11 protein-coding genes and 3 tRNA genes are annotated in these 14,158 nt (G+C 60.3%); 3 read left to right on the top strand and 11 right to left on the bottom strand.

Annotation, left to right across the window (positions count from 1 at the left end):
- Positions 1-306 precede the first annotated feature (306 nt).
- The 10 genes from IEV58_RS10735 to IEV58_RS10690 form a co-directional block, all read right to left on the bottom strand.
- Positions 307-705: a response regulator gene (locus IEV58_RS10735; protein WP_188409728.1), complete on the bottom strand. Its 399-nt coding sequence runs from the start codon at positions 703-705 to the stop codon at positions 307-309.
- A 257-nt stretch (positions 706-962) separates the two neighbouring features.
- Positions 963-1,039 (bottom strand) — tRNA-Asp (locus tag IEV58_RS10730).
- Between the two features lie 118 nt (positions 1,040-1,157).
- A tRNA-Val gene (locus IEV58_RS10725) sits at positions 1,158-1,233 on the bottom strand.
- A gap of 94 nt (positions 1,234-1,327) precedes the next feature.
- Positions 1,328-1,603 (bottom strand): HU family DNA-binding protein, encoded by a 276-nt coding sequence (locus IEV58_RS10720; protein WP_188409727.1) that lies wholly within the window; start codon positions 1,601-1,603, stop codon positions 1,328-1,330.
- A gap of 205 nt (positions 1,604-1,808) precedes the next feature.
- Positions 1,809-4,226 (bottom strand): endopeptidase La, encoded by a 2,418-nt coding sequence (lon, locus tag IEV58_RS10715; protein WP_188409726.1) that lies wholly within the window; start codon positions 4,224-4,226, stop codon positions 1,809-1,811.
- Positions 4,227-4,457: 231 nt separating this feature from the next.
- Entirely contained in the window at positions 4,458-5,726 is a 1,269-nt protein-coding gene (gene clpX, locus IEV58_RS10710; protein WP_188409725.1) for an ATP-dependent Clp protease ATP-binding subunit ClpX, read from the bottom strand.
- 230 nt (positions 5,727-5,956) lie between these two features.
- Positions 5,957-6,592, bottom strand: a complete 636-nt coding sequence (gene clpP, locus IEV58_RS10705) for an ATP-dependent Clp endopeptidase proteolytic subunit ClpP (protein ID WP_188410286.1) — start codon at positions 6,590-6,592, stop codon at positions 5,957-5,959.
- 38 nt (positions 6,593-6,630) lie between these two features.
- Positions 6,631-7,992 (bottom strand): trigger factor, encoded by a 1,362-nt coding sequence (gene tig / locus IEV58_RS10700; protein ID WP_188409723.1) that lies wholly within the window; start codon positions 7,990-7,992, stop codon positions 6,631-6,633.
- Positions 7,993-8,058: 66 nt separating this feature from the next.
- A tRNA-Leu gene (locus tag IEV58_RS10695) sits at positions 8,059-8,143 on the bottom strand.
- A gap of 89 nt (positions 8,144-8,232) precedes the next feature.
- A complete protein-coding gene (locus IEV58_RS10690) occupies positions 8,233-9,741 on the bottom strand; it encodes an NAD(P)H-hydrate dehydratase (RefSeq protein WP_188409721.1) in 1,509 nt (502 codons plus the stop codon).
- Positions 9,742-9,994: 253 nt separating this feature from the next.
- On the opposite strand from IEV58_RS10690, the gene IEV58_RS10685 reads away from it, so the two are divergent.
- The 3 genes from IEV58_RS10685 (at position 9,995) to IEV58_RS10675 (ending at position 13,047) form a co-directional block, all read left to right on the top strand.
- Entirely contained in the window at positions 9,995-10,333 is a 339-nt protein-coding gene (locus IEV58_RS10685; protein ID WP_188410285.1) for a P-II family nitrogen regulator, read from the top strand.
- A gap of 78 nt (positions 10,334-10,411) precedes the next feature.
- Complete coding sequence (gene glnA, locus IEV58_RS10680; RefSeq protein WP_188409719.1) at positions 10,412-11,821, top strand: type I glutamate--ammonia ligase; 1,410 nt, start codon at positions 10,412-10,414, stop codon at positions 11,819-11,821.
- Between the two features lie 122 nt (positions 11,822-11,943).
- Complete coding sequence (locus IEV58_RS10675; protein WP_188409717.1) at positions 11,944-13,047, top strand: acyltransferase family protein; 1,104 nt, start codon at positions 11,944-11,946, stop codon at positions 13,045-13,047.
- A gap of 367 nt (positions 13,048-13,414) precedes the next feature.
- Here IEV58_RS10675 and IEV58_RS10670 read toward each other — a convergent pair whose 3' ends face one another.
- Entirely contained in the window at positions 13,415-14,098 is a 684-nt protein-coding gene (locus tag IEV58_RS10670) for a fumarylacetoacetate hydrolase family protein (RefSeq protein WP_188409715.1), read from the bottom strand.
- Positions 14,099-14,158 lie beyond the last annotated feature (60 nt).

Genomic DNA, 14,158 nt, shown 5'->3' with positions numbered 1-14,158 from the left:
GCTTAGCGTAGCCCCCAGGAAGAGGCAAGCTTACCGCCAGCGATTTCGCCGCTCCGAGACGCGACGCCGCAGGTTTTTGTCATGAGGAAGAAGACGATAATCTTGCGTTCCTGGTCGGCCGGAACAAGAGGGCACTCGGTCTGAAGCGTGGCACCGATCTTGGACGGGTCAGCAGCGCACAATCGCGTTACGAGCAGTCGATATACGCTATACACCTAATGTCGCCAGAGGACTTCGTACGCGGCCGGTGCAGCATTGGAAGAGCGCCCCAACAGTAACCGGACCCGCCACCCACTCCGTCCAGGTTTACTGGGAATCGTCCTGAACCGGAACGGTCACGCCAAGCTCCTCAAGGGCAGAGATCAGCGCGTTCTGATTGTACGGCTTTTGCAAAAAGCCGACCGATTCTATGCCCTGGTAAGCCTCACGGATCGATCGTTCGTCCAATCCGCTGAGAACCAACAGCGGCAACATCGGCCGTTGCTGCCGTAGTTCGAGAGGCCAGGTCTCGTCGCCGCGATCCGGCAGCCGGACATCGGTCAAGGCGATGAGATAGTCCCGCCCCTCTGCGAGCAAGGCAAGAGCCTCCGTGGCTGTCCCGGCTTCGTCCACCTGGAAACCCAGGTCCATCAACGCGTCGACCGCAAACATCCGCACAAGAGGCTCATCCTCGACAACGAGCAGACGCCCATCCGTCACATTCATTCTCAGCTCCGCCTTCTCTTGCCCGGTCTAGATGCTCGCCGAGACACGCCGCATTGGTGGCGGGTATCGCCCACGCACGCTACGTCTTTTTACATGTTCGAGTTTGGTTTGTTGAACAAAAACGCCGCAGCGGCAGGATAGCCCTATAGGGTCCGCCACGCATCACTCTTCGGTCGGTAAAAACGCTCGGAGCAAAAATCCGAGGTAAAGTTCGATGCGAGCTTTTTCAGAAAAGCTGTTGAGGCATCAAAGTAAAGTGGCGGGAGTGACGGGACTCGAACCCGCGGCCTCCGGCGTGACAGGCCGGCGCTCTAACCAACTGAGCTACACCCCCGAAGCGATGCCGTGAAAGCATCGCGAGGCGGATGGGTGATATGGCAGGCCCCATCCGGTGTCAAGCTGACGCTGTGCATTCTTTCAGCGTTTGTTTGACGGAATTCACATTCAAGTCGTGGTGGGCGGTGACGGGCTCGAACCGCCGACCCTCTCGGTGTAAACGAGATGCTCTACCAGCTGAGCTAACCGCCCTGCCCCCTCTTCTTAAAAGAGAGACATGGTTGGAAGCAAGCGCGGCATCTTGGCCTTCAATCAGGCCGCGACGCCGCAATCGCTCGTTGTCGGATTACTTGTTGACGGCATCCTTGAGGACTTGGCCGGCCTTGAACTTCGGCGTCTTGGACGCCGGAATCTTGATCGTCTGGCCCGTACGCAGATTGCGGCCAACGCCTGCGGCGCGGTTCACAACCTGGAACGTGCCGAAACCGACGAGGCGGACTTCGCCACCGTTCTTCAAGGTAGCCACGATCGAATCGATCATAGCTTCGACAGCGGCATTCGCCTGCGCCTTGGTGAGGCTGGCCTGTTCGGCAACCGCAGCGATCAAATCAGACTTATTCATTCTGTGCCCTCCGCATCACATGAGGATTGAGCGCCCCTCTATGGGTTGCGCGAGGGGGACAGTTTCCCGAAATGGGCGGGAACGCAAGCTGTTCTTGGAAAAAAGAACACCTGGATGGCCAATTTCCCCCAACCTGCGGTCTTTTCCACCAACAAAAAAGGCCCCGATCGCCTGCGACCGGGGCCTCGTCGTTCGACATTCAGCGTCAGTGGGCGGTCACGCCGGCCGACTCATCTCCCTGAGCAACCGGCACATATTCCGCTTCATCCCACTCGATGGCCTCGGGCTGACGGACCAAGGCTTGCTTGATCACGTCATCCATCCTGCTGACCGGGATGATTTCGAGGCCATTCTTCACGTTGGCCGGAATATCCGCCAGGTCCTTGGCGTTGTCCTCGGGAATCAGAACCGTCTTGATTCCGCCCCGAAGCGCCGCCAGCAGCTTCTCCTTTAAGCCGCCGATGGGCAGGACACGGCCGCGCAGTGTGATCTCGCCGGTCATGGCGATGTCCCTGCGCACGGGAATGCCCGTCATCACCGAGACAATGGCCGTCGCCATCGCGACACCCGCCGACGGTCCGTCCTTGGGTGTGGCACCTTCAGGCACGTGCACGTGGATGTCCCGCCGGTCGAACAGCGGAGGCTTGATACCGAAGGCTACCGCCCGCGAGCGGACATAGGAGGTTGCTGCAGAGATCGACTCCTTCATGACATCGCGCAGGTTGCCCGTAACGGTCATCTTACCCTTGCCCGGCATCATGAGCCCTTCGATGGTGAGAAGCTCGCCACCGACCTCGGTCCAGGCAAGCCCTGTCACGACGCCCACGAGATCCTCAAGCTCCGCCTGCCCAAACCGATACTTCGGCACGCCCAGATAGTCGGAGACCGTCTTGGCCGTGATCTTGATCGATTTCTTCTTGGACGTGAGAAGTTCCTTCACCGCCTTGCGGATCAGGTTGGCGATCTCGCGCTCAAGATTGCGGACGCCGGCCTCACGGGTGTAGCGACGGATCAGCTCAAGAAGGCCGCCCTCATCGATCGACCATTCCTTGGGCGTGAGGCCGTGCTTTGCCAGCACCTCGGGAATGAGATGCTGACGGGCAATCTCAGCCTTCTCGTCCTCGGTGTAGCCGGCGATCCGGATGATTTCCATCCGGTCGAGCAGCGCCGGCGGAATGTTCAGCGTATTGGCCGTGGTGATGAACATCACGTTCGACAGATCGTAGTCCACCTCAAGATAGTGGTCGTTGAACGAGTTGTTCTGCTGCGGATCAAGCACCTCCAGCAGCGCCGACGCTGGGTCGCCGCGGAAGTCCATGCCCATCTTGTCGATCTCGTCGAGCAGGAACAGCGGATTGGCTTTCTTTGCCTTCTTCATCGACTGGATGATCTTGCCCGGCATGGAGCCGATGTAGGTCCGGCGGTGGCCGCGGATCTCCGATTCGTCACGCACGCCGCCGAGCGACATGCGCACGAACTCGCGGCCTGTCGCCTTTGCGATCGATTTGCCGAGCGAGGTCTTGCCGACGCCGGGAGGACCGACCAGGCACAGGATCGGGCCTGTAAGCTTGTTCACCCGCTGTTGCACGGCGAGATATTCGACGATGCGCTCCTTGACCTTCTCCAGGCCGAAGTGATCGCTGTCGAGGACCTCCTGAGCAAAAGCCAGATCCTTCTTGACCTTGCTCTTCACGCCCCAGGGGAGTGACAGCAGCCAGTCGAGATAATTGCGCGAAACCGTCGATTCCGCCGACATCGGGCTCATCTGCTTGAGCTTCTTCAGCTCGGCGACAGCCTTCTCCCGGGCTTCCTTGGTCAGCTTGGTCTTGGCGATGCGTTCTTCGAGCTCGGCAAGGTCATCCCGGCCCTCGTCATCGCCGAGTTCCTTCTGGATCGCCTTCATCTGCTCGTTGAGATAGTATTCGCGCTGCGTCTTCTCCATCTGGCGCTTCACACGCGTGCGGATGCGCTTCTCGACCTGGAGAACAGAGATCTCGCTCTCCATCAAGCCCATGACGCGCTCGATGCGCTCGCCGACGTCAAGCAGTTCCAGAATGGCCTGCTTTTCCGTGATCTTGACGGAAAGGTGCGAGGCGATCGTGTCAGCCAGCTTGGAGGCGTCATCGATCTGCCCGATGGCCGTGACGACCTCGGGGGAGACCTTCTTGTTGAGCTTGACGTAGTTCTCGAACTCGCTGAGCACGGAACGGCCAAGCGCCTTCATTTCGATGTTGCCACCGACCTGATCGGCCAGCGCCTCGACCTCGGCTTCATAGAAGGCGGTTTCGCCGGTGTACTGTCGCACGACCGCGCGTCCAATGCCCTCGACAAGAACCTTCACCGTGCCGTCGGGCAGCTTCAAAAGCTGAAGCACCGTCGCCAGCGTGCCGATTTCATAGATGTCCTTTGGCTCCGGATCGTCATTGCTGGGATCCTTCTGGGTGACCAGCAGGATCGGCTTCTCGATCCGCATCACCTCTTCCAAAGCCTTGATGGATTTCTCGCGGCCGACGAAGAGCGGCACGATCATATGCGGGAACACGACGATGTCGCGCAGCGCGAGAATCGGGAAGCGATCGACTTCACCAGGATTGAGCGTATGGCGAGGCTTTGAGCTACTCATGCCAAATATCCTTATGTCACAGCGCCACGTGTCATGGCGCACCGCCCACCAGGAGCGAGTGTAGGCCGAGTCGAATGATGAGAAAGAGGATCACCGGCGACATCGGAGGCTGTCCCCTGCCACTTTTGCAGAGGGACCGTGTTGGCCTTCAGATGGTTGTGATCAACCGAGGTTTCAAGATGTCGCCCCGGCGGCTTTCGACAGCCGCCGGGTGAAAAAAAGGTCAAGACGTCAAGCGCTTGCCTCTGCACCGGCATCACCTGCCCTGTCGGTGTATATGTAGAGTGGACGAGACTTGCCATCCACGACGTCGCCGCCGATCACGACCTCTTCCACACCTTCCAGGCTGGGGAGATCATACATGGTGTCGAGTAGGATGCCCTCCATGATGGAGCGCAGGCCGCGCGCGCCTGTCTTGCGCTCGATGGCCTTGCGGGCGATCGCGCCAAGGGCTTCGTCCTGGAACGACAGGCCGACGCCTTCCATCTCGAACAGCCGCTGGTACTGCTTGACCAGGGCGTTCTTCGGCTCCTGCAGAATGATCTTCAACGCTCCTTCGTCCAGATCCTCCAGCGTCGCCAGAACCGGCAGACGACCCACGAACTCTGGGATGAGGCCGAACTTAAGCAGATCCTCAGGCTCCACCTCACGGAAGATCTCGCCCGTGCGGCGATCGTCGGGGGCAGACACGGTCGCGCTAAAGCCGATCGAGGTGCCCTTGCCGCGCGCGGAGATGATCTTCTCCAGGCCGGCGAAAGCGCCACCGCAGATGAAGAGGATATTAGTCGTATCCACCTGCAGGAATTCCTGCTGCGGATGCTTGCGGCCGCCCTGGGGCGGAACGCTGGCGACCGTGCCCTCCATGATCTTGAGCAGCGCCTGCTGGACACCCTCGCCTGACACGTCGCGTGTGATCGACGGGTTGTCCGATTTCCGGCTGATCTTGTCGATCTCGTCGATATAGACAATGCCGCGCTGCGCACGCTCGACGTTGTAGTCGGCGGCCTGCAGCAGCTTCAGGATGATGTTCTCGACATCCTCACCGACATAACCGGCTTCGGTTAGCGTGGTGGCATCAGCCATGGTGAAGGGAACGTCGAGGATCCGCGCCAACGTCTGGGCGAGCAATGTCTTGCCCGAGCCGGTGGGGCCGACCAGGAGGATGTTCGACTTCGCCAACTCGACGTCGTTGTGCTTCGCCGCGTGACCGAGGCGCTTGTAGTGGTTGTGCACGGCCACGGACAGCACCTTCTTGGCGTGGTCCTGGCCGATGACGTAGTCGTCGAGCACCTTGCGGATCTCGCGCGGGGTTGGAACGCCATCGCGCGACTTCACCAGCGAGGACTTGTTCTCCTCACGGATGATGTCCATGCAGAGCTCAACGCACTCGTCGCAGATGAAAACCGTAGGCCCCGCGATGAGCTTGCGCACCTCGTGCTGGCTTTTCCCGCAGAACGAGCAGTAAAGCGTGTTCTTCGAGTCGGTACCGGATTTGCTCATCACCGTGCTCCTTACGAGCCGCGCAAGCGACGCGACTCTCATAATTCTAAGCCTGCCTGTGCTAACGAAGCGTAGCGGGCTGAAGATCGGTGGCGGCGACTCGATACTGGAACGTATTCGCCCCGATCGCCGCCGTATGTCATCACGCTAGCGCGCGCAAAATCAACAGAACATTAACGATGACACTGAACCATCGCAAATAACGGTTAAACTTTGCGCTTAACGCTGCGTCAGGGCGTCACGCTTTCGCCGCCCTCGGGACGTTGCTCCAGCACCTTGTCGACAATGCCGAAATCACGCGCCTGCTCTGCTGACATGAAGTGGTCGCGATCGAGCGTCTTTTCAACCGTGTCGTAGTCCTGACCGGTGTGCTTCACGTAGATTTCATTGAGCCGGCGTTTGATCTTGATGATGTCTTCGGCGTGCCGCTCGATGTCGGAGGCCTGTCCGCGGAAGCCGCCGGACGGCTGATGCACCATCACGCGGGCGTTCGGCGTGATGAAGCGCATGTCTTTCGCGCCGGCCGTCAGGAGCAGCGATCCCATGGATGCCGCCTGGCCGATGCACAGGGTCGACACCTGCGGCTTGATGTACTGCATGGTGTCGTAGATCGACAGCCCGGCGGTCACGACGCCGCCAGGCGAGTTGATGTACATCGAGATCTCTTTCTTCGGGTTTTCGGCCTCCAGAAAGAGAAGCTGAGCCACGATGACCGAGGCCATATTGTCCTCGACCGGGCCGGTCAGGAAGACGATCCGCTCCTTCAACAGACGCGAATAGATATCGAAGGCCCGCTCGCCGCGGTTGGTCTGCTCGACCACCATCGGAACCAGGGTATTGAAGTAGGTATCAAGCGGATCACGCATATCGATCATTCTGGTCTCCCGCAGCCCGGAGCGACAGCTTAGGCCGCGTCCGCCTCGTCGTCTTTCTGGATCAGCTCGTCACGGGTGACCTTCTTCTCGGTCACTTCGGCGAGCCCAGCGATGTAGTCGATGACTTTTTCCTCGAACAGAGGCGCGCGCAGTTCCGCGAGAGCATCCGGATTGTTCCGGTAGAACTCCCAAACCTGCTGCTCCCTGCCGGGGAATTGACGTGCACGGTCGACGACCGCGCGAGTCACTTCGTCTTCGCTTACCTTGATGTCGTTCTTCTCGCCGATTTCCGCAAGGACGAGTCCCAGCCGGACGCGCCGCTCCGCGATTTTTTTATACTCGGCCTTTGCCTCGTCCTCGGTCTTGCCTTCGTCTGCCAAGGTCTTTCCGCTCTGCGCCAGATCACGCTCGACCTGATTCCACACAACGGCAAACTCCTGCTCGACGAGCGTGGGCGGCAGCTCGAAAGAATGGCGCTCGTCGAGCGCATCGAGCAACTCGCGCTTCAACCGCTGGCGGGAGACCAGGGCCAGTTCACGCTCATGCTGCTCCTTGACGGCATCCTTCAGCTTGTCCAGCGACTCCATGCCAACGGCTTTGGCGAGCTCGTCGTCGATAGCCATTTCGCCGGGGGCTTCGATCTGCTTCACCGTGACGGTGAACTTCACCGGCTTGCCGGCAAGATCCGCGCGGCCGTAATCAGCCGGGAAGGAAATTTCGACGTCGCGCGTCTCGCCCGCCTTGGCTCCGACCAGCTTTTCTTCAAAGCCGGGGATGAAGTTGCCAGCGCCGATCTCGACGGTCATGTCTTCGCCGGAGCCACCCTCGAAGGGCGTGCCGTCGATTTCGCCCTTGAAGTCCACTGTCAGGCGATCACCTTCGGCGGCCTTGGCACCCTTCTTCTCTTTCGGGCTGAACGGACGGTTCTGCTTGGCGATGCGATCCAGCGTCTCGTTGATTTCCGTGTCAGTGACATCCGCGACCGGCTTCTCGGCCTTGATGCCTTTCAGATCGGCGATTTCGATCTTGGGCAACACCTCGAGGGCGACGTCGAACACAAGATCGCCCTTGGCTTCCATGACGCGCGCGATCTCGGCCTCGTCCTCGGGCAGCTTGATGTTGGGCTGCATGGCAAGCTTAATGTCGTTCTCTTCAACGATACGGCGGTTGGATTCGCCGATCATCTCCTGAAGCACCTCGCCCATGACCTGCTTGCCGTAGATGCGGCGCAGGTGCTGCGTTGGCACCTTGCCCGGCCGGAAACCGTTGATGCGGACCCGATCCTTGATGCTCTCAAGACGTTCGGACAGTTTGGCATCGAGGTCGGTCGCGGGAATCGTGATCTTGAACTCGCGCTTCAAGCCCTCGGAAGAAGTCTGGGTCACCTGCATGTCGTCGTCTTTCGAAATCTCTTGTGCCGCTCGGGCAATGCTTACGAATGGGAGGACGTAGGGCGTTGGTGCGGGCGGAGGGACTCGAACCCCCACGACTTTCGCCACTGGAACCTAAATCCAGCGCGTCTACCAGTTCCGCCACGCCCGCGCCGGACGCCCCGAACGCGCTACGCGCCCCGGTTCGGGGCGCTCTATAGCACGCCCTTTGCGGCATGCACTAGAAAATGACAACGGCCTTCAATCGACGCGCAGTGGATCGTCATCGCGCCATGGCCTGACGAAGCTGCGCAGGATGGAAGGAAGCTGGTCCGGCAGGTCTTCCGCGATGAGACCAGGACCAAAGTCGGCCGCCGCTTTGCCGTGGATCCAGACAGCTGCGCTGGCCGCTTCGAAGGCGGGCATACCCTGGGCCAAAAGGCCGGCGATGATGCCGGTCAGGACGTCGCCGGCGCCGGCGGTGGCAAGCCACGGAGGAGCGTTGTCGGCAATGGACGCTCGGCCATCGGGTGCTGCGACGACGCTATCGGCGCCTTTGAAGAGAACGACCGCATTCGCTTGCCGCGCAGCGTGCCGGCAAAGATCAAGTTTTGATCCAGCATCTGGCAGCAAGCCGCGAAAAAGACGATGGAATTCGCCGGCGTGAGGTGTGAGGACCGTGGGGCGCGGCCGCTGCCTCAGGGCCGCCAGCAGCAAGCTGGCCTCTCCCTCAAAACTCGTCAGAGCATCGGCGTCGAGCACCACTGCGGCATCTGTCGCGAGTATGCCGAGTACGTTCTTGCGCGTGCCCTCGCCCACGCCGGTGCCCGGGCCGATGACGACAGCCGATATCTTCCGTTCTGCGACCAGCTTTTGAAGATCGTCAGCTGTATCGGCGATGCGAAGCATGGGTCCTTCAAGGGCAGGCGCGAGCACGAAGGCGGCCTCCGCCGGCGCCAGGGCCGTGACCAGACCCGCGCCTGTCCGAAAGGCACCACGGATGGCGAGCCGCGCCGCGCCGGTCGCCGTGGCACCACCCGTGACGACACCAACATGGCCGCGATCATACTTGTGCCTGTCGTGGGCAATGGCAGGCCAATGTGCCTGCCAAAGGGTGGGACGATTGGCGAAAGTGCCGGCGCCGATCTCATCAACGGTTGCGTCGGAGATGCCGATATCGAAAAGAAGGCGCTCGCCGCAGAGTTCTCGGCCAGGCAACAGGAAATGGCCCGGCTTGCAGCGAACGAAGGTCACGGTCTGTCTCGCCTGGATCGCACAGCCCCGGATTGCTCCCGTGGCTCCATCGATGCCCGACGGAAGGTCCACAGCTACCACCGGCGAGCCGGAGGTGTTTACGGCGTCGATGACCGCCGCGAGAGGGCCTGCGACGTCTCGTCGGAGACCGGCGCCAAGCAGTGCGTCCACGATAAGGTCGGGGCGCCCGTGATCGGTCGACAACCGCTCCAGGGGTGCGCTCCAGGCCTGGGCGGCCAGGGCCGCGTCGCCGGCGAGAGCTTCCCGTGCGACCGCGCTCATTACCCGCACGTGCATTCCCGCTTCGGCAAGATGGCGAGCAGCGATAAAACCGTCGCCGCCGTTGTTGCCACTGCCGCACAACACCAGAACGTCCCTCGCCCCGGCGAAATGGCGCAGTATCGCTTCCGCAACCTGTGCCCCGGCTCGCTCCATAAGAGCGATGCCCGGGCTTCCATCAGCGATCGCCAGGCGGTCGACCCTCTGCATCTCCGTGGGCGTCAGCAGCTCTATCATTAGGCTTTTCAGCTCCCTTGGCGGCACCAATCGACCGTTTAGCCATTTCGGGGCGATCGATGCACAATTTATAGCCAACATGCACATTCAATGGTCACTTCGCACTTCCATCTGGCGGTCAGAAGGACGGGTCCATTTGCGTTCCGCTCGAATTCGAGCACATTCAACGAAGTTTCGCGACTTGGCACGTTCGGTGCTAGCGTTTGACGCTTGCCCGTGGCCACGGGCAAGAGCCGAGGGAGAAGTAGACGCAATGAAGAAAATTGAAGCGATCATCAAACCCTTCAAGCTCGATGAGGTGAAGGAATCGCTGCAAGAGGTTGGTGTGCAAGGAATAACTGTCACCGAAGCCAAGGGCTTCGGGCGGCAGAAGGGTCACACCGAACTCTATCGCGGCGCCGAATATGTCGTTGATTTTCTCCCGAAGGTGAAAATCGAGGTCGTCATTTCCGACGACATGGTGGAGCGCGCAGTGGAAGCCATCCGCAAGGCGGCCCAGACCGGCCGCATCGGCGACGGCAAAATTTTCGTTTCGAGCGTGGAGGAAGCGATCCGCATCCGCACGGGCGAAACGGGCAACGATGCGATCTGATCCGCCGCGTTCTCCACGCCGCGCGGACCGCATCCTCAAAGACTCACTCAGAATCAACGCACAAGAAGGATCTCATTCATGAAGACTGCCAGCGACGTCCTGAAATTTATCAAGGATAACGACGTCAAGTATGTGGATCTCCGCTTCACCGATCCCAAGGGCAAGTGGCAGCACGTCACCTTCGACATCACCATGGTCGACGAAGACTTCTTCGAAGAAGGCCAGATGTTCGATGGATCCTCGATCGCCGGCTGGAAGGCCATCAACGAGTCCGACATGCTGCTGATGCCGGATCCCTCCAGTGCCTGCATGGATCCGTTCTTCGCCGCGCCCACCCTGTCGGTGGTCTGCGACATTCTCGAGCCCACCACCATGGAGCCCTATGAGCGCGATCCGCGCGGCACCGTGAAGAAGGCCGAGGCATACCTGAAGTCGACCGGCATCGGCGATACCGTCTATTTCGGTCCCGAAGCCGAATTCTTCATCTTCGACGACGTGCGCTTCTCGGCCACGCCCTACAACACCGGCTTCAAGCTCGATAACGTCGAACTGCCGACCAATTCCGACGCGGAATATGAGACCGGAAACATGGGTCATCGCGTTCCGACCAAGGGTGGTTATTTTCCCGTTCCGCCGGTCGATAATGCTCAGGACATGCGCGGCGAAATGCTCGCTGCCATGGCAGCGATGGGTTGCCTCGTCGAGAAGCATCACCACGAGGTCGCGTCCGCTCAGCACGAACTCGGTTTGAAGTTCGAGTCGATCGTGCCGATGGCTGACCACCTTCAGATCTACAAGTACGCCATCCACAACGTCGCGCACAGCTACGGCAAGACGGCGACCTTCATGCCGAAGCCGGTGTACGGCGACAACGGCTCGGGCATGCACTGCCACATGTCGATCTGGAAGGACGGCAAGCCCATGTTCGCTGGCGATCGCTATGCCGGCCTTTCGCAGGAGTGCCTGTGGTACATCGGCGGCATCATCAAGCACGCCAAGGCCATCAATGCCTTCACCAACCCGACCACGAACTCCTACAAGCGTCTCGTGCCGGGCTTCGAAGCACCGGTTCTGCTGGCCTATTCAGCGCGTAACCGCTCCGCGTCCTGCCGCATTCCGTGGACGAACTCGCCCAAGGCCAAGCGCGTGGAGGTTCGCTTCCCCGATCCGGCAGCGAACCCCTATCTCGCCTTCGCGGCCCTGCTGATGGCAGGTCTTGATGGCATCACCAACAAGATCGATCCGGGCCAGGCCATGGACAAGGATCTCTATGATCTGCCCGCCAAGGAGCTGAAAAAGATCCCGACCGTCTGCGGTTCGCTGCGCGAAGCTCTGGTCTCGCTCGACAAGGACCGCGAATTCCTCAAGAAGGGCGGTGTCTTCAGCGACGATCAGATCGATGCTTATATCGAACTGAAGATGCAGGACGTGATCCGTTTCGAGCACACCCCGCATCCGGTCGAATTCGACATGTACTACTCGGTCTGATCGGCCATTTTACCCGAGATGCATCATGGCCGGACCCCGTTCCGGCCATGATCGTTTTAACGGCGGCCTAACCCCCACCTGTCATAGCTCATGGGAGTGACCGGCTCCTGACACGTGAAACCATGGCCCAGGCCCGCATCGGCAATCTCGACCTGCTCCGGTTTTGCGCGGCCCTCGCCGTCGTATTCTACCATCTGATGTTTCGCGGTGCCGCTGCGGATGGCTATAGTCCGCTCATCTTCGCGGGGGCGGATGTTGCCCGCTATGGCTTTTTGGGCGTCTCGTGCTTCTTTGTGATGTCGGGCTTTGTGATCGCCTATTCAGCTGAAGGCCGCGGGCTTGTTGCTTTCGCCGCCGCACGTGCGAGCCGCCTTTATCCCGCGTTTCTCGTCTGCATGACCATCACCGCTCTCGCGGGCCTTGTTCTCGCCCAGCCGGGCAGCAGGTTTGCGCCGTCTTTGCCGAGCTACATCGCCAATCTGACCATGCTGGCGCCGGCGTTTGGTCAACCCTTCATGGATGGCGCCTACTGGTCGATCGTCCTCGAAATCATGTTCTATGGCTGGGTCGCCCTCTTCATAGCGCTAGGGCTGTTCCAGCGGCGCATGCTCATCCTCGTCACAGGCTGGCTTGCGATCGGCCTTCTCAATGAGGTCTTTCTGCAATCGGGCGTGCTGCGCATCCTGCTTGTCACGCAATACGCAGGCCACTTCTCCATTGGCATCCTGCTCTATCGCCTGTTTCGGAGAAACTGGACGGTTTCAGCCGCCGATGCGACCGTTGCGTTGGCCGCTGCTGCGCTCCTAGGTCTGGGCGAATACAACAGCATGCGCACCATGGAAGACCACTTCGGCTTCGAAGGAAGCATCGGCCTGACGCTCCTGGTGTTGGCGGTTGCCATAGCGGCCGTTGTGACGGCCGTGCGGATGCCCTGGCCAATCCTGCCGGCGAGCCTGTCAGCCGCTCTCGGCGGGATCAGCTATCCGCTCTATCTGCTCCATCAACACATCGGCTATCTCGTATTCCAGCATCTGGCTGACACCATCGACACCTGGCTCCTGCTCACAATCGCTATCGCGGCTCTTGTTGCACTTTCTTTTGTGATCTGGCGCTTTATCGAGCGTCCGGCCATCCCTGCCCTTCGCAGCTTCCTGATGCGCCTGGGGGATAAAGCTTTGCTTTACGCCACCAGCTCGATTGCGCGTTGGCGCGTCGCACGACCTTGACTTGTCGAATCGCCGGGCGCAGACTGCACATATTCAGAAAGTGGAGGTCTAAGAAAATGACGCCACCGGAGAGTAAGTAATTGTCGCCACAAGAGTGGGGCGCAACGTCTCACGTGAGCGGCAACAAGAGCCGACAATTTAAAAACTTTGACGACTGGCGATTTCCAATCGAAACCTTTCGGCTGACGTTCGCGAATGCGTCTATGAAGAAGATCGTGCGGAATTAAGACGTCGTAAAACCGGAAAACGATCCGATCAGGCTTGCATCTCGGGCCGGCCCTCTGAGGCGCGCCCCTCACCCAAAGCAACGCCACGGATAGATCGCCCCGTCCTGACAAGGTCACGACGGGGCGTTGCCATGTGGGCATCAAGCGATGGTGATGCTGATTTCGTCGAGCCCGTCGATGCCGCCGCTGACACGGTCGCCGCGAACGATCGCACCGACGCCATCAGGTGTTCCCGTCATCAGAAGATCGCCCGGCTCCAGGCGTACCAGGGTCGACAGATAGGCGATCGCTTCCGGCACCGCCCAGATTTGTTTGGCAAGGTCGCTGTCCTGACGGATGCCGTCATTGACCTTGAGCCAGATCCGGCCGGAAGACGGATGGCCGATCTTTTCGGCGGGATGCAGGGCTGCCATGGGCGCGGACTTGTCGAACCCTTTGGCCATGTCCCACGGCCGACCGGCTTTCTTCGCCTCGGCCTGAAGATCGCGCCGTGTCAAATCGATCCCGACGGTATAGCCGTAGACGTGCTCCAGAGCACGATCGACCGGGATATCCGCCCCGGCCTTGCCGATTGCGACCACAAGCTCGATCTCGTGATGAAGGTTGTCGGTCTGCGGCGGATAAGGCACCGCGGAACCGGAAGGCACAATGGCATCGGCCGGCTTGGTGAAGAAGAACGGCGGGTTACGGTCGGGATCTCCGCCCATCTCGCGCGCATGGTCGGCATAGTTCTGGCCGACGCAATAGATCCGGCGAACGGGAAAGGTCTGATCGGTTCCTGCGACAGGCATAACCGACGGCGCGATCGTGAAGATGGATGTCATGGGGAAAACTCGTTGCAGACAGGCAGGACGGGCACAGTCATGCCATGTTATGGGACTGAT

This window comes from Agaricicola taiwanensis (genome assembly GCF_014635245.1).
GTDB lineage: Bacteria > Pseudomonadota > Alphaproteobacteria > Rhizobiales > Methylopilaceae > Agaricicola > Agaricicola taiwanensis.
This window is presented reverse-complemented; position numbering and strand designations above follow the sequence as displayed.